17 protein-coding genes are annotated in these 25,163 nt (G+C 57.7%); 16 read left to right on the top strand and 1 reads right to left on the bottom strand.

What is annotated here, in order from left to right:
• Positions 1-5 precede the first annotated feature (5 nt).
• Positions 6-1,790 (bottom strand): nitrate/nitrite two-component system sensor histidine kinase NarX, encoded by a 1,785-nt coding sequence (gene narX / locus GKN89_RS03865; protein ID WP_019452899.1) that lies wholly within the window; start codon positions 1,788-1,790, stop codon positions 6-8.
• A 352-nt stretch (positions 1,791-2,142) separates the two neighbouring features.
• On the opposite strand from narX, the gene GKN89_RS03860 reads away from it, so the two are divergent.
• The 16 genes from GKN89_RS03860 (at position 2,143) to narJ (ending at position 25,163) form a co-directional block, all read left to right on the top strand.
• Complete coding sequence (locus tag GKN89_RS03860) at positions 2,143-3,537, top strand: NarK family nitrate/nitrite MFS transporter (protein WP_019452898.1); 1,395 nt, start codon at positions 2,143-2,145, stop codon at positions 3,535-3,537.
• 773 nt (positions 3,538-4,310) lie between these two features.
• Positions 4,311-5,213: a helix-turn-helix domain-containing protein gene (locus GKN89_RS03855; RefSeq protein WP_019452897.1), complete on the top strand. Its 903-nt coding sequence runs from the start codon at positions 4,311-4,313 to the stop codon at positions 5,211-5,213.
• A 179-nt stretch (positions 5,214-5,392) separates the two neighbouring features.
• The gene (locus GKN89_RS03850) at positions 5,393-6,355 is read left to right on the top strand and encodes an NAD(P)-dependent oxidoreductase (protein ID WP_063918522.1); all 963 of its coding nucleotides are present in this window, start codon (positions 5,393-5,395) and stop codon (positions 6,353-6,355) included.
• A gap of 173 nt (positions 6,356-6,528) precedes the next feature.
• Entirely contained in the window at positions 6,529-7,578 is a 1,050-nt protein-coding gene (gene wecA / locus GKN89_RS03845; RefSeq protein WP_019452895.1) for a UDP-N-acetylglucosamine--undecaprenyl-phosphate N-acetylglucosaminephosphotransferase, read from the top strand.
• Between the two features lie 45 nt (positions 7,579-7,623).
• Complete coding sequence (locus GKN89_RS03840) at positions 7,624-8,757, top strand: polysaccharide export protein (protein ID WP_063918521.1); 1,134 nt, start codon at positions 7,624-7,626, stop codon at positions 8,755-8,757.
• Positions 8,758-8,784: 27 nt separating this feature from the next.
• Positions 8,785-10,968, top strand: coding sequence for a polysaccharide biosynthesis tyrosine autokinase (locus GKN89_RS03835; RefSeq protein ID WP_154746370.1), 2,184 nt, complete (start codon positions 8,785-8,787; stop codon positions 10,966-10,968).
• Positions 10,969-10,972: 4 nt separating this feature from the next.
• Positions 10,973-12,271, top strand: a complete 1,299-nt coding sequence (locus tag GKN89_RS03830; RefSeq protein WP_063918520.1) for a flippase — start codon at positions 10,973-10,975, stop codon at positions 12,269-12,271.
• The gene (locus GKN89_RS03825) at positions 12,252-13,100 is read left to right on the top strand and encodes an ATP-grasp fold amidoligase family protein (protein ID WP_019452891.1); all 849 of its coding nucleotides are present in this window, start codon (positions 12,252-12,254) and stop codon (positions 13,098-13,100) included. Before GKN89_RS03830 ends, GKN89_RS03825 begins: the two co-directional genes overlap by 20 nt.
• A gap of 6 nt (positions 13,101-13,106) precedes the next feature.
• Positions 13,107-14,261, top strand: coding sequence for a hypothetical protein (locus GKN89_RS03820; RefSeq protein ID WP_154746369.1), 1,155 nt, complete (start codon positions 13,107-13,109; stop codon positions 14,259-14,261).
• A gap of 3 nt (positions 14,262-14,264) precedes the next feature.
• Positions 14,265-15,170 (top strand): glycosyltransferase family A protein, encoded by a 906-nt coding sequence (locus GKN89_RS03815; protein WP_019452889.1) that lies wholly within the window; start codon positions 14,265-14,267, stop codon positions 15,168-15,170.
• Between the two features lies 1 nt (position 15,171).
• Positions 15,172-16,227 carry a glycosyltransferase family 4 protein gene (locus GKN89_RS03810; protein WP_063918519.1) on the top strand — a complete coding sequence of 352 codons (1,056 nt, stop codon included), beginning with the start codon at positions 15,172-15,174 and terminating at the stop codon, positions 16,225-16,227.
• Between the two features lie 7 nt (positions 16,228-16,234).
• The gene (locus GKN89_RS03805) at positions 16,235-16,978 is read left to right on the top strand and encodes a glycosyltransferase family 2 protein (protein ID WP_154746368.1); all 744 of its coding nucleotides are present in this window, start codon (positions 16,235-16,237) and stop codon (positions 16,976-16,978) included.
• 11 nt (positions 16,979-16,989) lie between these two features.
• Complete coding sequence (locus GKN89_RS03800; RefSeq protein WP_154746650.1) at positions 16,990-18,849, top strand: carbohydrate binding domain-containing protein; 1,860 nt, start codon at positions 16,990-16,992, stop codon at positions 18,847-18,849.
• A gap of 292 nt (positions 18,850-19,141) precedes the next feature.
• A complete protein-coding gene (locus GKN89_RS03795; RefSeq protein ID WP_154746367.1) occupies positions 19,142-22,903 on the top strand; it encodes a nitrate reductase subunit alpha in 3,762 nt (1,253 codons plus the stop codon).
• Entirely contained in the window at positions 22,900-24,444 is a 1,545-nt protein-coding gene (narH, locus tag GKN89_RS03790; RefSeq protein WP_049240570.1) for a nitrate reductase subunit beta, read from the top strand. Before GKN89_RS03795 ends, narH begins: the two co-directional genes overlap by 4 nt.
• Positions 24,441-25,163 carry a nitrate reductase molybdenum cofactor assembly chaperone gene (gene narJ / locus GKN89_RS03785; protein ID WP_063918517.1) on the top strand — a complete coding sequence of 241 codons (723 nt, stop codon included), beginning with the start codon at positions 24,441-24,443 and terminating at the stop codon, positions 25,161-25,163. Before narH ends, narJ begins: the two co-directional genes overlap by 4 nt.

Below are 25,163 nucleotides of genomic sequence, written 5' to 3'. Positions count from 1 at the left end.
CTCCGTTAGTCGATGGCGTGGTTATCCGGCGTGAAGCTGACTCGCACTTCGGTGCCGCCGCCGCTGCGCGGTAAAATGTCGCAGCGGCCATGCAGGCTCTTGGCGCGATCGCGCATGATGATCAGGCCGTAATGGTCGGGGCGGGACGTCTCGGCCGGCAGGCCGCGTCCGTTGTCGCAAACGCTCAGGGTCACTTCGCCCCGTTTATTGATGACCTGAATGCTCACCTGGCTGGCGGCGGCGTGCTTAAGGATGTTGCTGAGCGCCTCGCGGGCGATCTGCAGCAGATGAATGGCCTGATAGGCGGGCACCGTGCGCGGCCCGAGCTGGTAATCGAGGTTGATGGTCAGGCCCAGTTTGGGATTGAACTCCGCCACCGTCGATTGCAGCGCCGCCAGCAGGCCCGGTTCGGTCAGCTGCAGGCGGAAGGTGGTCAACAGCTCGCGCAGCTGGCGGTAGGCGCCGTTCAACTCTTCGCGCATCTGTTGCACCAGCGCCTGGCTGGCGGAAGAGAGCGTTTCGCCCTGCATCTGCAGGCAGGCGATCTGCATTTTCAGGCAAGAGAGCGATTGAGCGATGGAGTCGTGCAGTTCGCGGGCGATCGCCGCCCGTTCCTCCATCAGCATCAGCTGTTGCTGGTGGTCGACCTGGCGTTCGATGGCCAGCACGCTGGTCAGTTGCTCTACCAGAGTGTTGATCAGTTGGCGGTGCTCATCGTTCAGCGGCTGTTGCGGCGCATGCTGAGCCACGATCACGCCGTAGTCGCCGAGCTTGTCGCTCAGGCTCCAACTCAGCGACGGGTTATCGGGATGCTGGCGATCGCTGTCGTTCAGGCAGGCGCTGCACACCGGGTTGTGGCAGTGCTCCGGCCGCAACGGCTGGTTGCCGCTCAGCTGCAGCAGCGGTTCCCGGCTGTCGTTTTCATACAGCCGCACCTGGATGGCGCGCAGCGGCGTCAGGGTTTGCAGTTGGTTGAGCAGCGGCGTCAGACGGCTGCATAGCGGTTCGTTGGCGTGCAGCTGGCGGCTGGCGCGATAGAGGAAGCTCAGCACTTGATTTTTCTGCTGCAGGTCGGCGGTCTTTTCGGCTACGCGTTGCTCCAGCCCGCTGTAGGTGGCAGACAGCTCATCGGACATGGTATTCAACGCGCCGCCGAGCGAGGCCATTTCATCCTGGTGTCCGCGCTGGGGAAAGCGGCGGCTAAAATCGCCGCGGCCTACCGCTAACGCCATCTCTACCAGCTGCCGCCAGGGATGCAGCAACCGGCGGCGCAGGTAGCAGGTGGTGCCGAACAACAGCAACAGCGTCAGTGCGATGAAGCCGGCCTGCACCAGCGTCACCATCAGCAGGCGGCGCTCGGTTTGCCGATCGATGTCCGATACCAGCTTGTCCAGCAGTTGCACGAAGTGCGCCACCTGCGGCGCGGCATCGGCCGGGCGCTGCGCGCTGCGCAGGCGAGGCTGCAGAGTCTGCTGCCAGTAGTCGCGCAAGGCGACGAAAGGCTGTGTCAGCCCCTCTTGTTCCACCGAGCGCTGCAGGTCTGGGCTGTTTTCGTCGCGTTCGAGCTCCTGAATCAGAATTTCGTGCCGCGCGTCCAGCGGCACCTGCGCCAGCAGGCGATAGCTTTGCATACGCAGCGAACCGGCCTTGTTGATGGCATGCGCGTTGCCCTGAATGCTTTGCGACATCCAGGCGGAAATGCCCATGCCGGCCACGCCCAGAATGCCCGACAGTAACATCAGCAGGGCGACCTGATTCACGATCGAAAGCGGGGCCAACAGGCGTTTCATAAGTCCGGATTCCTGGCGTTTAGCGCCGCTGAAGCTCAGGGGCGAAGGCGGCGACGGGGATAAAAAAAGTAACGATTCAGCCATATTTTTGATTATCCATGAGCATAACCCCATACCTCGAATGAAGTACCCATTAGTTTCCAGTGAAGTGGCGAGCCGGTAAAAACAAGGAAGTGATGTTGATCAACTTATTGATTTTAAGTTATTTAATTTTTTGTTTGCCCGTACCCCTAAGGGGATGAAGGCGCCGTTTACGCCGCCAACTACTTGCATTCGGGTTGATGTACATCAACTTTGCCGCCGGGGCCGCCCCCTAGGGTGTGCGGAATAATCCCCCGTGTCTGAGGTTTTTATGTCGCAACTTGCAACGCCTTCATCAAAGAAAACCGGCGCGCTGATTCAGGACTGGCGCCCTGAAGACAGTGCTTTTTGGCAGCAACGCGGCCAGCGCATCGCCACCCGCAATCTGTGGATTTCCATTCCCTGTCTGCTGCTGGCCTTCTGTGTCTGGATGCTGTTCAGCGCCGTCGCGGTCAACCTGAACAAGGTCGGCTTCAACTTCACCACCGACCAGCTGTTTCTGTTAACGGCGTTGCCGTCGGTCTCTGGCGCTATTTTGCGCGTGCCGTATTCGTTCGTGATCCCGCTGTTCGGCGGCCGTCGCTGGACCGCTATCAGCACTTGCTTCCTGCTGGTGCCTTGCCTGTGGCTGGGGTTCGCGGTACAGGACAGCAGCACACCGTACAGCGTGTTTGTCGTCATTTCCCTGCTGTGCGGTTTCGCCGGTGCCAACTTTGCTTCCAGCATGGCCAACATCAGCTTCTTCTTCCCGAAAGCACGCCAGGGCGGCGCGTTGGGGCTCAATGGCGGGTTGGGCAATCTGGGCGTCAGCGTGATGCAACTGGTTGCGCCGCTGGCGATCTCTTTCAGCCTGTTCGGCCTGTTTGGCGGCGCGGCGCAAAATCAGGCGGACGGAAGTCCGCTGTGGCTGGAAAATGCCGCCTGGATCTGGGTGCCGTTCCTGTTGATCGCCACGCTGGCAGCCTGGTTCGGCATGAACGATCTGGCGGCGGCCAAAGCGTCGCTGCGCCAGCAACTGCCGGTGCTCAAACGCGGGCATCTGTGGATGCTGAGCCTGCTGTACCTCGCGACCTTCGGTTCCTTCATCGGTTTCTCCGCCGGTTTCGCCATGCTGTCGAAAACGCAATTCCCGGATGTGGTGATCCTGCACTACGCGTTCTTCGGGCCGTTCCTCGGGGCGCTGGCGCGGCCGGTTGGCGGTGCGTTGTCTGACCGTTTCGGCGGGGTGCGGGTCACGTTGATCAACTTTGTGGTGATGGCCGTTTTTGCCGCGCTGTTGTTCCTGACCTTGCCGGACGCAGGGCAGGGCGGTTCATTCATCGCCTTCTACGGCATCTTCATGGTGCTGTTCCTCACTGCGGGGCTGGGCAGCGGTTCGACTTTCCAAATGATCGCCGTCATCTTCCGTAAAATCACGGTCGATCGCGTCAAAGCGGCCGGCGGCAGCGACGAGAGCGCGCAGCGTGAAGCGGTGACCGACTCCGCCGCCGCATTGGGCTTTATCTCGGCGATCGGTGCGGCCGGCGGCTTTTTCATTCCGCAGGCATTCGGCACCTCGTTGGCGCTGACAGGTTCGCCGGCGGGGGCGATGAAAGTGTTCCTGGTATTCTATATCTTGTGTGTGGTCATTACCTGGGCGGTGTATGGCCGTAAGAAAAAGGCCTGAGCACCAAACGATTGTCTCAATTCCTCCCCGACAGGGGAGGGATATTTCGCTCATACCGAATCATCTCTCCTCGCCTTCTCAGTGAAATTTTCTGCCTTTAGGTAAAATTCTCATCTCCGCTTGCCGTTTTTTTCTTTTTTTATAGCCATATCTCTCAATGTAGGAATGTCTTCTCACAAACGGATTATATTATTTGCACGGTTTTTTCTTTTTGTTGAGAGTATTCTTACATTAAAATATTAATGCCATCGCCGCAGGTTAAATGAAATTTCTGGGTGGGGAAGGCATAATTAGTGCGATTGTTATAAAATCATCAATAGGGATTTGTCTTAGATGCTAAACTTGCTGGAATGAATGAGTGTTGGAGTTAAATCAGATAACTCTCATTCTGTTTTTTTCGGCTTTTTGTAGTCTATCTGCCAACCAGATTAAGTGGGAAAATAGGATGAATTCACATCACGGAATGAAATTTCACAATTTTACTCGATTAACAATTAAACGACATTGTTAGTTTTTCTTTTTTAAATCAATGAGGTGCCAGGTTGGATTTTACGGCGGTCATGAGAGAAATCCATGTTGCCAACAGGGAAAAAGAGTCGTCTGGATAAACAGAACATCCTTAATCAGGCTTAATGTAAAAAATGAAATCAGAAAATTTTTATAAAAGCCAATATCCGATGAATGCAACCTGTTGAGTTTACATTTAATTTCTTGAACATTTTTTGATATTTCTATACAAAGTGTGCAGGACAGGCACGCTAAGGAAATTAAAAGTGAATCTTGATAAAAGAATAAAGATTAGGAATCTCGATGTTCTGACTCCTGCCGGGGAGAAATTTCGTCTGCGTTGGAAAGAGTATCAAATCCTTTCGCTGCTTGTCGCCAGATCCCCCGAACTGGTTACCCGAACGGAAATTATAGAAAATATCTGGAAAGGGACTTATTGTTCAGATTCAACGATAAATCAAACAATTAAATCCATTCGTCAGAAAATTAGCGACACCGAACATACGCTTATCAGAACCATTCCTCGCTTGGGTTACAAGGTGGAAAATCAGGCGGTTTTTCACTTTATATCTGAAGATGAAGACTACGTCGGTAATGATATATTAAACGGCGATGATGATATTAATGTTGATATTCAAGCGGAACTTTCTGAAAATGTAAATGGAGCGCCTGAAACAAACGATGAGAAAATAGTTAAGCAACGTAAATCGACACTGGTTTCTGCGCCTCTCGCGGCAGAGACGCCATCCCAGGAAACACCGGCGTCTGAAAAGAAGCCAACATCGGGGCGGCGTTTTTTCAGCATGCCCGCTAGCCGCGTAGTGAAATACCTGACGGTATTCGCTTCTTTACTGGTCATTTCACATTTTTCATATGTGTTGGGCAACCAAACCCGCCCGCCGGTGATCAATGATATTCAGAATAACACGCGCGTCGTGTTGACGTTGACGCTGAACAACCCTCATACCAATAGCCCGCAAACCCTGTTCTGCCTTTACCAGGGAGAGAGCATGGAGCAGGCGACCATTGAATGTGTCGATCCTAAGCAAGGCCAGATTAAGCTGCCGGTAAAATATGAGGCCTTTTCTATGCCTGGTAAAGGTCGGATTAATCTCATACTGCCCAATAAAACCTTGCAATATCAAGTTGCTTACGATGTTAAAAATTAGCACTGAATGAGGTTTTATCTTTAGCGATAATTTCACATTTAATGAAATCTTTTATTTCATTATTTGTTATTTGAAAGCCTGATTCGATTTGTCCAGTCTGAATCTCATTACCTAACGCGTATTAGCGTCCTGTCTCAATGTTGTGACGGGAATAATGAGAACCTGCTGAGTGACAAATTATGGATAAGCGTAAAGTAGCTATTATCGGGGGGGCCGGTTTTATCGGAACGCGCCTGGCGAAACGTCTCAGTGCACGCGATGATCTGACGCTGATCATCGTGGATAAACGGCCCAGCGAGCACTTTCCGGCGCTCTACCAGTACGGTGATGTGACTCAGCCCGAGACCTTGCAGCAACCGCTGACGGGCTGTGACGCCATCATTAATCTGGCTGCGGAGCATCAGGACAATGTCGACCCCATTTCGCTCTACTACCAGGTCAACGTCGAAGGTGCACGCCATGTCTGCATGACCGCTTCCGCATTGAATATCCGCCAAATCATTTTCACCTCATCGGTCGCCGTTTATGGTTTCGTCAAACAAGAGACTGGCGAAGAGGGGCGTTTCGAACCCTTCAATCACTACGGCAAATCCAAGCTCGAAGCGGAATACGTTTATGAAGCGTGGCGCAAAGCCGATAGTGAAAACAAGCTGACCATCATTCGCCCGACGGTGGTATTCGGCGAAGGGAATCGCGGCAACGTGTATAACCTGTTCCGTCAGATCGCCAGCGGCCGATTCGTGATGATCGGCAGCGGCAATAATATGAAGTCGATGGCGTATGTTGAAAATATTGCCGCACGATTGGAACACGCGCTGGATCAGCAATCCAGCTATCAGGTCAGCAACTACGTTGATAAACCAGACTTCACGATGAATCAACTGGTTGAGGTTATTTCCTCTTCTCTTGGTCGTGAAAATAAGACGATTCGCATTCCCTATGCAGTGGGAATCTGCGGGGCGACCGCATTAGATGTTGTGAGTAAAATAAGTCGAAAAAAATTCCCAATCAGCCGCGTCAGAGTGCAGAAATTCTGCGCCAGAACGCAATTTAAAACCAATGTGAAGAATGATTTCGTAGCGCCGGTGGAACTTGATTCGGCCATCGAAAGAACCATTAAACATGAGTTTTCTGACCGATAACTTAACCGCACGCTGGCGTTATTTATGTATTTCCGCCGACAAGCGGATAAATCTGCATTTTCAGGATTAACTCATGCTGACTTATATCCTGGCAGGATCAATTTTGTTTTTGCTAATAGCGCATTGGGAGCTGTAACTCAAGGGCGGTAGCGTGCTTAATCGCTGGAGGAACGATGTTATATCAACTGAGCGTGATATTTGTGCTGGCGGTCGCCTGGGTGCTTATTGCCCGTCGGGCCGCTTTGGCGGTGGGGTTAGTGGATAAGCCCAATGCGCGCAAGCAACATCTGGGGCATATTCCGCTGGTCGGCGGCATCGCCGTATACCTGACGTTGACGCTGATGACGCTGTGGCAACCCGCCTGGCTGCCCGACAGCACGATCTACCTGCTGTGCGTCACGGCGCTGGTGGTGTTGGGCGTGCTGGATGACCGCTTTGATCTGCCCGTGGCGCCGCGCGTCATGGTGCAGGGAGGGATCGCGCTGGCGATGATGCTGGCGGCAGGGATGCAACTCTCCTCTCTGGGCTATGTCTGGGGGCATCAGGAAGTGATGCTCGGCTATGGCGCGCTGCTGCTCACGCCGCTGGCGGTCTGGGGGGCGATCAACGCCTACAACATGGTGGATGGCATCGACGGGCAACTGGGCGCCTTGTCCTGCGTTACCTTCGTCGCGTTGGCCGTTGTGTTTGGACTGGGCGGGCGGGAAGACCTGGCGCTGTGGTGCCTGGGTCTGCTCGTCGCGCTGGCAGCTTATCTGCTGTTCAACCTGAGCCTGTTCGGCGCGCGTAACAAAATCTTTATGGGCGATGCCGGCAGCATGGTGATTGGCTTTAGCGTGCTGTGGCTGGTGCTGTTGGCGACGCAGGGGCCACAGGCGGTGATGCGCCCGGTCACCGCGCTGTGGCTGATCGCCATTCCTCTGATGGACATGGTGACCGTGATGGTGCGCCGCCTGTTGCGTCGCCAAAGCCCATTCAAAGCGGGCCGTGACCATCTGCACCATATTCTGATGCGCCGCGGGCTCAATGCGCGCCAGGCGCTGGCCATGAGCACCATGCTGGCGGTGACGCTGGCCTGCATCGGCATTTGCAGCGAAGTGTTGAAGCTCCAGGAGAGCCTGATGCTGGTGGCGTTCCTGTTCTGTTTTTGCGGCTATTTCGCCATGCTGCGCGAACCGCGGCAGGCAACGGTGCTTAGCGACAACCCGACCGTTGGTCGCTAATCCTCTCACGGGCTGCGACAGCAGCCCGTCTATCACGGTAACCCCATGAATTTTCATTTGCCTCTTTTGATGCCGTTGGTCTGTACCTCCGCGCTGTTGAGCGGTTGTACGGTGGTCCCCGGCTCGCATTTACCGACCAGTGGAAAAGCCATCGTCGTGCAGCAAGACGACGATTTCGATTTGAACAACCAGGTACAGGTCTATCGCATGTCGCCGATGCTGCTGCAGAAAATGCGGCGCATAGAACCGGTCGCCCGGCCGAACCCGGCGCTGGATCGGCGGTTGCAGAGTTATCAATACCGCATCGGCGTCGGCGACGTGTTGAACGTCACCGTCTGGGATCATCCCGAGTTGACCACACCGGCCGGGCAGTACCGCAGCGCCAGCGACACCGGCAACTGGGTGCATGCGGATGGCACGATCTTTTATCCCTATATCGGGCGCGTGGCGGTGGTGGGCAAGACCGTCACCGAAGTGCGCAGTCTGATCGCCGGCCGTCTGGCACAGTATGTGGAAAGCCCGCAGGTGGATGTCAGTATCGCCGCGTTCCGCTCGCAGAAGGCTTATGTCACCGGCGAAGTGAAAACCTCCGGCCAGCAGGCAATCACCAACGTGCCGCTGACCATTCTGGATGCGATCAACGCCGCCGGCGGCCTGACGGACAACGCCGACTGGCGCAACGTCGTGCTGACCCATCAGGGCAAGGAGCGGGCCATCTCGCTGCAGGCGCTGATGCAGCGCGGCGACATCAGCCAAAACGCGCTGCTGCAACCGGGCGATATCCTTTACGTCCCGCGCAATGACGAGTTGAAAGTGTTCGTGATGGGCGAGGTGGGCAAACAAACGACGCTGAAGATGGACCGCAGCGGCATGACCCTGACCGAAGCCCTCGGTTCTTCCGAAGGGATCAGCCAGACGGTGGCGGATGCGACCGGGGTATTTGTGATCCGACCGAGCGGCGGCAAACAGCCGCAGCGGTTGGCGACGCTGTACCAGTTCGATCTTTCAGACGCCAGCGCGCTGGCGATGGGCGCTGAATTTCAGCTGCAACCTTACGACGTCGTGTACGTCACTGCGGCGCCGGTCGCGCGCTGGAACCGTTTGATCAGCCAGCTGGTGCCGACCATCAGCAGCTTTAACGATCTCAGCGAGGCTACCTTGCGCGTGCGCAACTGGTGAGTCCGCAGGATGAACAAGGAACAGAAAATGAAAAACAATTCGCTGTCCGTTATGGTGGCCGAACAAGATGAAAAGCTGGAGTGGGAGCGCCTAATCGGGCCGCTGTGGGATAACCGTTGGCGGATCGCCGCCGTGACCGGTTTGGCCGGTGTGCTGGGCGTGGTCTACGCCCTGTTGGCCACCCCGGTGTACCAGGCCACGGCGGTGGTGCAGGTGGAGAAGCAGCTGTCCGGCGATTCGCTGCTGCGCGAAACGCTGGACAGCTCGATGATGGGGCAAAGTTCGGCGACGGAGGATGAGGTGACGCTGGTCAAGTCGCGCTACGTGCTTGGCAAAACGGTGGACGCCCTCGGCCTGACGGTGCGCGTCAGCCCGGACTATTTCCCGGTATTCGGCAAAGGCTTTGCCCGGCTGAGCGGCGAAAAACCGCCGGTCCTGGAGATTGCCACGCTGACGACGCCGGAGGACATGCTGGACGAAGCGCTGACGCTGACGGTGCGCGACGGGCAGCATTATGAATTGAGCCATGACGGCGACAAACTGTTCAGCGGCGTGGTCGGGCAGGCGGTCGCACAGGGCGGATGGAACATGACCGTTTCGGCGCTCGATGCAGCGCCGGGCGCCAGTTTCACCGTGGTGAAAGTCGCGCGTCAAAAAGCGGTGGATGAGCTGCGCAAATACCTGGACGTGGTGCCGGGTGGCAAGGACAGCGGCATCATGACCTTTACGCTGCCGAGCGAAGATCCGCAGAGCGCCGAGGCGATGTTGAAGAACATCACCGACAACTATCTGCAGCAGAACGTGGATCGCAAAACGGAAGAAACGCAGCGGATGCTGGCGTTCCTGCAACAGCAGCTGCCGCAAACGCAAACTTCGTTGAACAACGCCGAAACCCAGCTCAATCAATTCCGCCAGCAAAACGACTCGGTGGATCTGTCGCTGGAAGCCAAATCGGTGCTGGATACTCAGGTGCAGCTCGAGGCCCAACTCAACGAGCTGACCTTCAAGGAAGCGGAGATCTCCAAACTCTATACCCGTGTGCACCCGGCTTACCGGGCGCTGTTGGAAAAGCGTGCCACGCTGGAGGCGGAAAAGGCGCGGCTGGGTAAGCAGGTGCAGACGCTGCCGAAAATGCAACAAGAGATCCTGCGCCTTACCCGCGACGTGCAGGTGGATCAGCAGGTTTACATGCAGTTGATGAACAAGCAGCAGGAGCTGAGCATCAGCAAGGCCGGCACGGTCGGCAACGTCCGCATTATCGACGAAGCGGAAACCGCTATCCGGCCGATTAAGCCGCAAAAGGTGTTGATCGTGCTGTTGGCGCTGTTGCTGGGCGCGGCGGGCACCGTCTCGGTCGTGCTGTTGCGCGCGGCCTTCCATCGCGGCATCAATGATATCGATACCCTTGAGAGGCGGGGCATCAACGTCTACGCCACCGTGCCGCTGTCGCCGTGGCAGGTGAAGCGCAACCGCGAGCAGCGCCAACTGTTGCCTAAATCCGGCGGCCGACGTTTGCCAATCCTGGCGGTGGCCGAGCCGACGGATCTATCGGTGGAAGCGATCCGCAGCCTGCGCACCAGCCTGCATTTCGCCATGATGGAGGCCAAGAACAACATTCTGATGGTCTCCGGTGCCAGCCCGGAAAGCGGTAAGAGCTTTACCAGCACCAACCTGGCGGTGGTGGTGGCGCAGGCCGGGCAGCGGGTGCTGTTGATCGACGCCGATATGCGCAAAGGCTTCCTGCACCGCTGGCTGGCGGATGATGGGCATCAGGGCCTGTCTGACCTGCTGGTGGGCAACGTGATGGCGGAACAGGCGGTGCGGAAAACCGCCATCGCCAATCTGGACTTCGTGCCGCGCGGCCAGGTACCGCCGAACCCGTCCGAACTGCTGATGCACCGCCGTTTCGCCGATTTTCTGCGCTGGGCCGGGCAAAACTACGATCTGGTGTTGATCGATACGCCGCCGATTCTGGCGGTGACGGATGCGGCGATCGTCGGCAACCACGCCGGCACCTCGCTGCTGGTGGTGCGTTTTGAGGTGAATACCGTCAAGCAGATCGAAACCAGCATGCGTCGTTTCGAACAGAATGGGGTGGGGATCAAGGGCGTGATCCTCAACGGCATGGTGAAGAAGGCGGCAACCGACATGAGCTACTACAACTTCGCCTACCCAAGCCATCGGGAAGATCGCCCGCAGGCAGGGGAATAAGCGGGTGAAGGCCATTATCACCAATGCCCTGTGGCTGATGCTCGAACGCGTTTCGCTCAGCCTGTCCGGCATCTTCGTCTCCATTTACGTTGCGCGCTATCTGGGGCCCGCACAGTTTGGCGCTCTCAACTATCTGTTGGCGACGATTGCCATCGTGGTGCCACTGGTGCAGTTGGGCGCCGACAGCATCATTTTCAACCGCGTCGCCCGCCGACAGCCGAGCGGCATTCGCCTGATGCTGGCGTCAATACGCCTGCGCCGTTGGCTGTTCCTGGTGGTAGCGCTGCCGATACTGACATGGAGCTATTTCAGCCAATCGCCCGCCAGCCAACTGATGACGCTGTTGCTGCTTGTCAGTGCCTATTTCTCGATTCAGGACGTGTACAAGATTTATTACGATGCCCGCCTGCAGTCGAAACGCAATACGCTGATCAACAACCTGGCGCTGCTGCTGTCGATCGGGCTGCGGCTGGCGCTGGTGAGCGCCGCGCTGCCGCTGGTGTGGTTCGCGGTACCCTACATCCTCAGCAGCGCCGTACCTTACCTGGCGCGCCTCTGGTTATTCCGTGGGGAAGCGGCGGCCTCGCCGCAGGTTACGCCGCGCCAGGCCGGGCGCTATGGCCGTTATTTGCTAAAGGTGGGCCTGCCGTTGGCCATCTCCAGCCTGTCGATAGTGATCTATACCCGCATCGATCAAATCATGCTGGGCAATCTGGTCGGCGAGCAGGCGGTAGGCTGGTTCAGTGCCGCCACCACCCTCAGCCAAGGCTGGGTTTTCGTGCCGATGGCGCTGATCACCTCGTTGATGCCGGGCATTGCCAGCTGTCGCGATCCGTTGGAGCAAGAATACCGTATACGGGTGCTGTATTTGGTGGTCTTGGGCCTATCGTTGCCGGTGTTGCTGGGCCTGTGGTGGTTCGCCCACCCGGCCATTGCGCTGCTGTACGGTGCCGCTTTCCAACCGGCCGCCAGCATCCTGGCTATTTGTACGCTGACCTCGTTGTTCTCGGTAATGGGGACAGTTTCTTACCGCAGCATCGTGCTGTTCGCCGGCTATCGCTTTATCGCCATCAAGATGCCGTTGGTGGCAGTGGCGAACGTGGTGATGAATCTGCTGCTGATCCCGCGCTACGGCCTGATCGGCGCGGCGGTGTCTACGCTGCTGGCGGAATTCATTTCGTTCTTCGTGCTGAACAGTTTATTCCGTGGCGGAAAAATTACCCGACTGCAGCTGACCTGTTTTTACTGCTTGCCGCGTCTTGTCAGCAAATTAAGGAGAGAACATGTTAAACATCCTGGTTAAAAACATTTCCAAGCGCCTGCCCGATGCCTGGCACCATCAGGTTAAATACGCGCTCTATTTCAAGAAGCTGCCGCACCTGTCAAAACCGACCGGCTTCAGCGAAAAGATCATGCGACGCAAAATTTACCCGCGCAGCATCTACACCACCTTGTCGGACAAGTTCAAGGTACGTGAATTTATCGCCGGTCTGTGGGGCGAGGAGTATCTGGTAGAGCTGTATGCGCATGGCACCGAGCTCAGCTACGACATGTTCAGGCAATTGCCCAACGCCTTTGTACTGAAAGCCAACCACGGCAGCGGTTATAACCGGTTGGTGTTCGACAAACAGCAGGTTAGCTACGCGGAGTTGTACGATCTCAGCAACGCGTGGATGCGCAGCAACTTCTACGAGCAGAGTCGCGAAAAGCATTATCTGGATATCGAACCCTGCATCATGGTGGAGCGCCTGTTGCTGGATGGCGAGCAGGTGCCGAACGATATCAAGTTTCATTGTTTCAACGACAATCATGAAATTCGCATGTTCATCCAGGTGGATTATCAGCGTTTTGGCACTCATCGGCGCGATATTTTTGATATCGACTGGAACCGCACCGAAATCCGTATCAGCTTGCCGAATGCCGACGAACCGATGCCGCGCCCTACGCGGTTGGACGAAATGACGCGTTTGGCTCGCCAGGCAGCGCAGCAGTTCTCTTATGTCCGTGTGGATTTCTACCAGATCGGCGAGAAGGTGTATTTCGGTGAGTTGACGTTTACGCCTGGCGCGGGGCTAAGCAAGCTCATGCCGAAAAACATTGAGCAGGAATGGGGCAGTTATTTTACTGAGTAAACACTTATGCAAAGAGTCGCCTCCAATTTTCAAATGCATACCAATGCCGGTTATAATCAGTCGCGGGATTTAGTCAATCAATCCATCGTATTGACCTTTCTGCTGATGTTTTTCGTGAAAACTTTCCTGACCTCGGGATCGTTCAACAGCGAGCTGATTAATAAAACCGTGATGGGGCTTAATGGCCTGATGTTGCTCTATGTCGGTTATGCATTTTTTATCGCTACGCTGGCGGAAAAAGCGGTTGCGGGTTTTTTGGCTCTGTTGTTTCTGGTTAATATTGCCACCGGGCATGGCGATTATCTTTTTGGCGTGGTATTCAGTACGGCGGTGATAATTTTATTTCGCCGCATAGACATGGGACGTGGCGCTGAAATGTTTGCCATTGCCTTTGTAGTGGCAGGGTTGCTGATGGTCATTCCCTATACCTTTTACACCAATGGATTTGTTTATCTTGATGAGCGTTACGGCAACAGATTAACGCTGGGTTTCGATAACCCGAATACCCTGGCGTATTATTCTTTTGCCTTGTTCGCCACCCTGCTGTGCCTGATCGACCATGCGAAATTAACGCGTGGAATGAAAAATATCGCGTCGTTGGCGGCGTCGACGTTAATTCTCCCGGTGCTGATGTATTCCTATTCGCGCACCTGTTTTATGCTGGCGTTGTTGATGTTATTGCTGTTTTGGCTGGCGCCGCTGCTGCGTGTCGCCCCCAATAGAAAAGTCTGCATCGTGCTGACGTTGATCATTATCGGCTTTCAATTCGCCAGCGTTATGCTCTGGGGTAGCAATCCGGCATTGGACGTCCTCTTGAACCAGGCGTTGACCGGGCGAGTCTGGTTCTCCTGGCAGATGTTTCAGGCGGTGGGACTACCCAATCCTCTGTTCGGTATGAATATAGAACCTTATAAACCCGTCGATTTCTTCTTCATTGCCATGTTTTATTCGGCCGGTGGCATCGCCTCTGTTGTCATGCTTTTCTGTTATTTTCACCTGTTGGGTAACATGCGCAAGCTGAGTCGATTCATGCGCTGGGTGGTGGTGGTTTTCCTGTTAACTACGTTGACGGAAACCTATTTTTTGGTCCCGGTATTTAACGTGTCGTTATTGTTGCTTTGCCGTGGAAAAGAAATGATAAATTCTAAATTAGAGGGCTAAGAAATGGATTTCTCGATCGTGATCCCTATTTATAATAGTGCACGTTATCTGCCTAAAACTCTGAAGCGGGTTTTCAACGCTTGCCAGGGGTTCGACTATCAGGTGATTTTGGTTGATGATTGCTCTGACGAGGATGATATCAAATATATTCGCCAGATAGCAGCGACCAATAGCAACGTGATGTTGCATGAGAAAAAAAAGAAGAGCAATGCGGCGGTATCGCGTAACTTAGGTATCAGGTTGGCGCAATCGGAGATCGTGTTTTTTCTCGACTCTGATGATTACTTTACGACCAACTATATTATTCGCCGCATGAATAAACATGAAGATCGCCAGATTGATATTATCTTCGGTAACTATGCGGAGGTGAGCGGCGATTCGGTACGTGACTTCAACTTCAACTACAAATCCGGTTCTTCCGGCGAAGATTTCCTTTTTCTGGAAATGGGTGATATCCGTTCATCCACCATCAGCATACGTAAAAAAAGCGATCGCCGCTTTTTATTTCCCGAATTCCTCAATAAGCATCAGGATTGGGGCTTTTTAGTCAATGCCACCAATTTGGGCGCGCATGTGGCACACGACGCCGGCGGAGGGGTGTTTCTCGACGTAGGACGCTACGGGCGCATGACGGCGAAGCTAAATTTGGAGGCCAGCGATCGCTTTATCAATACCTTTCTCAGCCCCAGCGATCGCCATATCAGCGGATTCGCCTGCAAGCACCTGCTGGCCTCGCTGTATTCGGAGAACGCCCAGGCGTTCAATTATTACTCGTCGCGCATCGTGCGGCACAGTCTGAGCGGCAAGTTCAAGATGATCAAATGGTATGGCGATTGTCTGGCGCGGTTGGGGTTGTTCTCGGTTGGCGGCCGGCTACTGCGCAATGTGCGCCAGGGATTCAGGAGATGATATGCAACCACGCAAGGTAATCATCGTTATCGAAAATATAGCGGGCAAGGGCGGTACTGAACGGGTCGCCAGCGGCTTGGCCAATGCGCTGGCACGTCTGCCGGGTTACGAGGTGGCGGTGTTTTCGCTGTTTGGCGAGCGGAGCTTCTTTCCGTTGGCGAGCGACGTCCGGCTGCGCTGCGGCGGCGGCGATTCGCTGTTCTGGCCATGGCGGCTGGCGATGGCCCTGCGACGTGAACGCGCGGACGTGATCATTACCGTTTCCATGGGGAAACTATCGGTGGTGATGACGCCTTTTCTGCGTTTGTTCTGTGCCCGCAGCCGGCTGCTGTTGAGTGAACACGTCAGCTTTCACCAGTATCCACGCGTATTTAAGTGGTTGAAGTTGCTGGTTTACCGTCTGGGCGACCGCGTGATTTTCCTGACGCGGCAAGATAGCGACGCCATCGCTCGCTGGGTGGGGGCCGGGAAATGTCGGGTGATCGAGAACGTTTCACCGTTCGGCACGCAGGCGCCGACGCCGGCGCTGCAGAACAAGGTGGCGCTGGCGGTGGGGCGATTGAGCAATCAGAAAGGCTTCGATCGTCTAATCGCGTTGTGGCGAGGAGTGGCGGCGCAGGTGCCGGATTGGCGGCTGTTGATTATTGGCGACGGTCCAGAGCGCGACGCATTGCGGCGGCAGATTGAAGACGCCGGGTTGGAGCAGCAGGTGAGCCTACTGCCGGCCACCGCCGACGTGGCGGCCTATTATCGCCAAGCCAGTCTGTATCTGATGACTTCTCGCTATGAGGGGTTGCCGATGGTGCTGATCGAAGCCATGAGTTTCGGCCTGCCGCTGGTGGCCTACGACTGCAAGACCGGCCCGGCCGAGTTGATAGACGACGGCGTCAACGGCTATCTGGTGCCCGATGACGACGCCGCCGCCTTCAGCGAAGGGGTGATCAAATTGATGCTCGATCCGGGTTTGCGCGAGCACTTTTCTATTGCCGCGTTAGAGAAGTCTCGTCGTTTTACCCCCGAACGTATTTATCCCCAGTGGCAACAGCTCACCGAGTGAGGACAGTATGGAAAAGATATCCGTGATAATGCCGGCCTACAATGCTGCGAACTCTATTAAAGAGTCGATTTTAGGCGTGCTGAACCAGCGATTTACCGATTATCACCTGTATGTGATCGATGATGCGTCTACCGACGATACTGCCGAGGTTGTGCGGCCGTTTATCCACGATCGCCTCACCTATATACGTAATGAGCATAACCAGGGCGTGGCGGAAACGCGCAACATCGGCATTGAGGCGGCGAAGGGCGACTATATCGCCTTCTGTGACAGTGATGACGTATGGCTGCCCAACAAGCTGTCGCGCCAGGCGAGCATTTTGCAAACCCGCCGCTATGACGTGGTGTGTTCCCATTATTACACCTTTGAAGACGACCTGAAATTGGTCAAAAACACCCGTGGCGCGGATGAGCTTATTGGCTATCAGGACATGTTGAAAAGCAACTGGATCGGCAATCTCACCGGGATCTATAACCAGAAGCGCATCGGTAAGGTGTATCAGCAAAAAGTAGGCCATGAGGACTATTTGATGTGGCTGGCGGTGCTGCAGAAGGCGCGCAACGGCCTGGCTTACTGCATTCCTGAACCGCTGGCCTGCTACCGATTGTCTACCCATTCGCTGTCGGGCAACAAAATCCGCGCCGCAGACTGGCAATGGCGGATTTACCGTCATCATTTGGGGCTGTCTTACCAGAAATCCTGTTATCTGTTCGCCACCTACCTGTTCAATGCCGTGGTGAAAAGGAAATGACCATGAAGGGGATGTATCAGAGGGTGGCTCTGGTCTGTTGTGCCTGGTGGAGTGCTTTTGCTCTGGCGCAGAGCTGCCAACCCAATCTGTTGGCCAACCCCGGCTTTGAACAGGGTCTCAGCGGCTGGCGTGCGCAAGGCGCGCAGGCCGACGGCGATACGCACAGCGGCCGTGGAAGTCTGCGTTATGACAATGCAGATGCCGCGCAGTACCGCACCTTCAGCCAGATGCTGCGGGTTGTGCCCGGGCAGACGATCGATTTCGGCGTCTGGCTCAAGACCCATGGCGTACGCGGGCAAAGCCGCGACGGTGGTGCTGGGGTTTATCTGCAGAGCTTCGATGCGCAAGGGCGCTTTCTGGAAGGCAGCTACCCGGCAGGGGTGACCGGTGACAGCGGCTGGCGGCAGGTGAGCGCCAGCTATACCGTGCCGCCGCAGGCGGCGCGAGTCACTTTTGGCGTCTATCTGCGCAAGGGGAGCACCGGTACCGCCTGGTTTGATGACGCCTATGCGTGTGCTCGAGCGCCTACGCCGGCGTTATATCAGCTCGGCGCGTCGACACAGGGGAAAGTCGACACGCTGCTGGTTACTCCGCAGCCGCAGCATTTGCAGGTCGACAGCGAATTGCTCAATGCCGCAGGGCAGGTTGTTCACAGTAGCCGCGACCGTTATCAGGTTGAAGGGCAGCGCCGTATCGAATATCAACTGCCGACTGGCCTGGCCCAGGGGGAATATCGCCTGCGTCAGCAGGTCACCGGGCAGCAATCCCAGCCGGTACAGGGTAGCGAGCTGTCTTTTCGCGTCGGGCAGCCTGCGGCCAAAGTGGCGATCGACAGCGAAGGCTTTACCCTGCGCGATGGTCAACGACTTTTCCCGTTGGGCATTTATGCCAACGTGGCTACCGATGAGCATTTGGCGCGCATCGCATCGGCGGGATTCAACACGGTGCTGAACTATGATTATGGGGAAAAGAAAGATCCTTACACCTTTTTCCGCAACGCACGCAACCGCGGGCTGCTGGTCATTTACTCCGTCAAAGATCAGTACAGCGGCAGCCGTTTCGCTCCGGCCGTTCGCGGTGGCGACTACGCGGCGATGACGGCCTGGTACGTGCAGCGTTTGCGCTCTCAGCCCAACCTGCTCGCCTGGTACATCAACGATGAACTGGGGCCGGAGTATCTCGATAAGATCGAGGAAAAAAACCTGCAAATAAAGCGGCTTGACGGCGATCATCCTACCTTCCAGGTGTTGAACAAAACCGGGGAGTTGGACGCCTACTTTAACAGCAGCGACATTTTGGCGACCGATCCTTACCCGGTGGGGAACGATAGCGATCTGACGCGCACCACGCGTTATACCGCCCTGACGGTACAGGCCGCCCGTCAGGTTCGCGGGGCCTGGGTGGTGATGCAAATCATGGATCACGCCGCTTATGACGCTCGCCGTAGGCCACATCCACCGTCAGAGGCGGAAATTCGCAATCAGGCCTGGCAGGCGCTGATCGGCGGTGCCAAGGGACTGTTGTTTTATTCTTATACCGATCTGTTTTACAAGCGCAAAACCGGCCGCTTCGACCAACGGGAGTTTGACGCTACCTGGCGTGGTGTGGCTGCCGTGTCGCAGCAAATCGCCGCCTTCACCCCTTATCTGCTGACAGGAAAATCGACGCCGCTGGCGGGAAGCGACCCTCAAATGCCGGCGCGGATGTTTATTCTGGGCGATCGCGCCTTGCTGCTGGTAGCCAACCCCTATTATCGAGAGGGAAGCACCCGATTGCGCCTTCCGGCGGGCTGGCGGCAGCAGGGAGGGGGGGCGGAGCTCATGCTGGCGTTGCCCGCCGTGGGCACCGCGACGCTGTGGCTTCAACGCTGAAAGCATCGAGTGAACGTCACGCGGGAGGTTTCTCCCGCGTCCTACCCCCAAATACCTCGTCTTGCCTCACGCCCGTTCGCCTTTACCCTAATGCTCCATTTTATTTATTGTAATTCAATCAATTAACCTCATTTTTCACCCCTATACTTTGGTGGTATTCCTCTCCCGACGCGCGCGTCGCCGCCCGCTTTCTCTTGATCGCAATCAATTTGCCGCCGCTTGGCCGTCAGTAGGCTGGCGGCAGATTGAGCATGTCTTCTTATAACGACAAGAGCCTTCAGGAGCATTCCGGATGAGCAAATTTTTAGACCGTTTCCGCTATTTCAAGCAGTTGGCGGAGCCTTTTTCTGGCGAGCACGGCCAGACCTTGAACACCAACCGCGACTGGGAAGACGGCTACCGCAGCCGCTGGCAGCACGACAAAGTGGTGCGTTCCACCCACGGCGTGAACTGCACCGGTTCCTGCAGTTGGAAGATCTACGTGAAGAATGGTCTGGTGACCTGGGAAACCCAGCAAACCGACTATCCGCGCACCCGTCCCGATCTGCCCAACCATGAACCGCGCGGCTGCCCGCGCGGCGCCAGCTACTCCTGGTACCTGTACAGCGCCAACCGGCTGAAATACCCGCTGATGCGCAAGCGCCTGCTCAAGCTGTGGCGCGAGGCGAAAGCGCAGCACAGCGATCCGGTCGCGGCCTGGGGCTCTATCGTCGGCGATGCGGAAAAAGCCAAAAGTTACAAGGTCGCGCGCGGCCGCGGCGGTTTCGTCCGCTCCAGCTGGCAGGAGGTCAATGAACTGATCGCCGCCGCCAACGTCTACACCGCCAAAACCTTCGGTCCTGATCGCATTATCGGCTTCTCGCCGATCCCGGCGATGTCGATGGTGTCCTACGCCGCCGGCGCCCGCTACCTGTCGCTGATCGGCGGCGCCTGCCTGAGTTTCTACGACTGGTATTGCGATCTGCCGCCGGCCTCGCCGATGACCTGGGGCGAACAGACCGACGTGCCGGAATCCGCCGACTGGTATAACTCCTCCTACATTATCGCCTGGGGCTCCAATGTGCCGCAGACGCGCACCCCGGACGCCCACTTCTTTACCGAAGTGCGTTACAAGGGCACCAAAACCGTGGCGGTGACGCCGGACTATGCCGAAGTCGCCAAGCTGTGCGACCACTGGCTGAATCCGAAGCAGGGCACCGACAGCGCGATGGCGCTGGCGATGGGCCACGTGATGCTGAAAGAGTTCCACCTGGATCGCGAAGTCGGCTACTTCCGCGACTATGTGCGTCGCTATACCGACATGCCGATGCTGGTGCTGCTGGAGCCGCGTGAAGGCGGCCATTACGCCGCCGGTCGCCTGCTGCGCGCCGCCGATCTGGTGGACGGGCTGGGCCAGGAAAACAATCCCGAGTGGAAAACCGTCGCTATCGACGGCCGCAGCGGCGATCTGGTGGCGCCGCAGGGCTCCATCGGTTTCCGCTGGGGCGAAAAGGGCAAGTGGAACCTGGAACAGCGCGAAGGCAAGGCGCAGCAGGAAATCGAGCTGCAGCTCAGCCTGTTGGGCGTGCATGACGAGGTTGCCGAGGTGGGCTTCCCATACTTCGGCGGCGCCGACAGCGAGCATTTCAACAGCGTGGCGCTGGACGAGATCCTGCTGCACAAGCTGCCGGTGAAACGCCTGCAGCTGGCGGACGGCAGCGAAGCGCTGGTGACCAGCGTGTACGATCTGACGCTGGCCAACTACGGCCTCGAGCGCGGGCTGGGCGACGCCAACTGCGCTGCCGACTATGACGAGGTCAAGGCTTACAGCCCGGCCTGGGCCGAACAGATCACCGGCGTATCGCGCCACAACATCATCCGCATTGCCCGCGAGTTCGCGGAAAACGCCGAGAAGACCCACGGCCGTTCGATGATCATCGTCGGCGCCGGCGTCAACCACTGGTATCACATGGACATGACCTACCGCGGCCTGATCAACATGCTGATCTTCTGCGGTTGCGTCGGCCAGAGCGGCGGCGGCTGGGCGCACTACGTCGGCCAGGAAAAACTGCGGCCGCAAACCGGCTGGCTGCCGCTGGCGTTCGGCCTCGACTGGCAGCGCCCGCCGCGCCACATGAACAGCACCTCGTTCTTCTACAACCATTCCAGCCAATGGCGCTATGAAACCGTCGGCACCGACGAGCTGCTGTCGCCGCTGGCGGACAAGTCGCGCTTCGGCGGCAGCCTGATCGACTTCAACGTGCGCGCCGAGCGCATGGGCTGGCTGCCGTCGGCGCCGCAGCTGGGCACCAACCCGCTGCGCCTGGCGGAGCAGGCCCGCGCGGCCGGCCAATCGCCGGTCGAATTTACCGTCGACAGCCTGAAGAACGGCTCGCTGGGCTTTGCCGCCGAGCAGCCGGACAATCCGCAGAACTTCCCGCGCAACCTGTTCGTCTGGCGCTCCAACCTGCTGGGCTCTTCCGGCAAGGGCCATGAGTACATGCTCAAATACCTGTTGGGCACCGAAAACGGCATTCAGGGCAAAGATCTCGGCCAGCAGGGGGGCGTGAAGCCGCAGGAAGTGGAATGGCGCGAGCAGGGCGGCGAAGGCAAGCTGGATCTGGTGGTGACGCTCGATTTCCGCATGTCGAGCACCTGCCTGTACTCCGACGTGGTGCTGCCGACCGCCACCTGGTACGAAAAAGACGACATGAACACCTCCGACATGCACCCGTTCATTCATCCGCTGTCGGCGGCGGTCGATCCGGCCTGGGACTCGAAGAGCGATTGGGAGATCTACAAAGGCATCGCCAAGGCCTTCTCCGAGGTGTGCGTCGGCCATTTGGGCCAGGAAACCGACGTGGTGACGCTGCCTATCCAGCACGATTCCGCCGCCGAACTGGCGCAGCCGTACGGCGTGCAGGACTGGAAGAAAGGCGAATGCGACCTGATCCCCGGTAAAACCGCGCCGCACATCATCGCGGTGGAGCGCGATTACCCGGCCACCTACGAGCGCTTCACCTCGCTGGGGCCGCTGCTGGACAAACTGGGCAACGGCGGCAAGGGCATCAGCTGGAATACCCAAACCGAGGTCGATTTCCTCAAGCAGCTGAACTACGTCAAGGCCGACGGCCCGGCGGCGGGGCGGCCGAAGATCGAAAGCGCGATAGACGCGGCGGAAGTGATCCTGTCGCTGGCACCGGAAACCAACGGCCAGGTGGCGGTAAAAGCCTGGGAAGCCTTAAGCAACGTCACCGGCCGCGATCACCGGCATCTGGCGCTGAACAAGGAAGACGAAAAGATCCGCTTCCGCGATATTCAGGCGCAGCCGCGCAAAATCATCTCCAGCCCGACCTGGTCTGGCCTGGAGGATGAACACGTTTCCTATAACGCCTGCTACACCAACGTGCACGAGCTGATCCCGTGGCGCACGCTCAGCGGCCGCCAGCAGCTGTATCAGGATCACGAGTGGATGCGCGCCTTCGGCGAAAGCCTGCTGGTGTACCGGCCGCCGATCGACACCCGCGCCGCCCAGCCGCTGCTCAACAGCAAGCCGAACGGCAACAAGGAGAAGGCGCTGAACTTCCTGACGCCGCACCAGAAGTGGGGTATCCACTCCACCTACAGCGACAACCTGCTGATGCTGACGCTGTCGCGCGGCGGGCCGATTGTCTGGCTGAGCGAAGACGACGCCAAAGATCTGGGCATCGCGGACAACGACTGGATCGAGGCCTTCAACGCCAACGGCGCGCTGACGGCGCGCGCGGTGGTCAGCCAGCGTATCCCGGCCGGCATGACCATGATGTATCACGCGCAGGAGCGCATCGTGAATCTGCCTGGCTCGGAGATCACCAGCCAACGCGGCGGCATCCACAACTCGGTGACCCGCGCCTGTCCGAAGCCGACCCACATGATCGGCGGCTATGCGCAGCTGGCCTACGGCTTCAACTACTACGGCACCGTCGGCTCCAACCGCGACGAGTTCGTGGTGGTGCGCAAGATGAACCGCATTGATTGGTTGGACGACGAAGGCAACGACTACGCGCAGGGCAGTCAGCAGGAGAACAGCAAATGAAAATTCGTTCGCAAGTCGGCATGGTGCTGAATCTGGACAAGTGCATCGGTTGCCACACCTGTTCGGTTACCTGCAAGAATGTCTGGACCAGCCGCGAAGGCATGGAATACGCCTGGTTCAACAACGTGGAAAGCAAACCCGGCGTCGGCTATCCGCACGCCTGGGAAGATCAGGAAAAATGGAAGGGCGGCTGGATCCGTAAAATCAACGGCAAGTTGGAGCCGCGCATGGGCAACCGCGTCGGCGTGCTGGCGAAAATCTTCGCCAACCCGGACGTGCCGGCGCTGGACGACTACTACGAGCCGTTCGATTACGACTACCAGCATCTGCACACCGCCAAACAGGGCAAACACCAGCCGGTGGCGCGCCCGCGCTCGCTGATCACCGGCCAGCGCATGAACAAGATCGAAAGCGGCCCGAACTGGGAAGAGATCCTTGGCGGGGAATTTGAAAAGCGCTCGCAGGACAAGAACTTCGACAACCTGCAGAAGGCGATGTACGGCCAGTTCGAAAACACCTTCATGATGTATTTGCCGCGTCTGTGCGAGCACTGCCTTAATCCGGCCTGCGTCGCCACCTGCCCGAGCGGGGCGATTTACAAACGCGGCGAAGACGGCATCGTGCTGATCGACCAGGACAAGTGCCGCGGCTGGCGCATGTGCCTGACCGGCTGCCCGTACAAGAAAATCTACTTCAACTGGAAGAGCGGCAAGTCCGAGAAGTGCATCTTCTGCTACCCGCGCATCGAAGCCGGGCAGCCGACGGTGTGTTCGGAGACCTGCGTCGGCCGCATTCGTTACCTCGGCGTGCTGCTGTACGACGCCGATCGCATCGAGCAGGCGGCGGCGGTGGAGAACGACAAGGACTTGTATCAGAGCCAGCTCGATATCTTCCTCGATCCGCATGACCCGGCGGTGATCGCTCAGGCGTTGGCGGACGGCGTGCCGCAGGGCGTCATTGAAGCCGCCCAGCAGTCGCCGGTGTACAAAATGGCGATGGACTGGAAACTGGCGCTGCCGCTGCACCCGGAATACCGCACGCTGCCGATGGTCTGGTACGTGCCGCCATTGTCGCCGATTCAGTCTGCCGCCGACGCCGGCGAGCTGGCGCACAGCGGCGTATTGCCGGACGTCGAGAGCCTGCGCATTCCGGTGCAGTATCTGGCGAACCTGCTGACCGCCGGCGATACCGAACCGGTATTGTTGGCGCTGAAGCGCATGCTGGCGATGCGCCACTACAAACGGGCGGAAACCGTCGACGGCGTAGTGGACACCAGCGCGCTGGAGCAGGTCGGTCTGAGTGAAGCGCAGGCGCAGGAGATGTACCGCTACCTGGCGATCGCCAACTATGAAGATCGCTTTGTGGTGCCGTCGAGCCACCGCGAACTGGCGCGCGAAGCCTTCCCGGAAAGCAAAGGCTGCGGCTTCAGCTTCGGCGATGGTTGCCACGGCAGCGACGGCAAGTTCAACCTGTTCAACAGCCGCCGTATCGATGCCATCGACGTGACCGCGAAAACTGCGCGGCCGGAGGACGCCTCATGATCAGCCTGAAAGTGATCGCCCGCCTGCTGGATTACCCGGAGCAGGCGCTGTTTGACCATCAGCAGACGCTGATCGAAGCATTGGAGCCGGCCAGCGAGCTGGATCTGCACCACAGCGCGCAGCTGATTCTGTTTATCCGCCGCCTGTGCGCGCGCCCGTTGCTGGACGCGCAGGCCGACTATTGCGAACTGTTCGATCGTGGCCGCGCCACCTCGCTGTTGCTGTTTGAACACGTGCACGGCGAATCGCGCGATCGCGGCCAGGCGATGGTCGATCTGATGGCCCAGTACCGCGCCGCCGGGCTGGAGATCGACAGCCGTGAGCTGCCGGACTTCCTGCCGCTGTACCTGGAGTATCTGGCCAGCCGCAACGCGGCGCAAGCGCGCGAAGGGCTGCAGGACATCGCGCCGATCCTGGCGCTGCTGGGGGCGCGTTTGCAGCAGCGTGAAAGCCCGTATGCGGTGCTGTTCGATTTGCTGCTGGCGTTGTCCGGCAGCGAGGTGCAGGCGCAGGCGCTGGAGATGCAGGTGGCGCAAGAGGCGCGCGACGATACGCCGCAGGCGCTGGATGCGGTGTGGGAAGAGGAGCAGGTCAAGTTTCTCGGTGAACAGGGCTGCGCTTCCGCCCAGCAGACGGCGCACCAGCGGCGCTTTGCCGGCGCGGTGGCGCCACAGTATCTGGACCTGACGGATGCGTTAACCGGAACCAAAGGACGCTAA

The sequence above is a fragment of the Serratia sp. YC16 genome, assembly GCF_009707615.1.
Classification (GTDB): Bacteria; Pseudomonadota; Gammaproteobacteria; order Enterobacterales; family Enterobacteriaceae; genus Serratia; species Serratia surfactantfaciens.
This window is presented reverse-complemented; position numbering and strand designations above follow the sequence as displayed.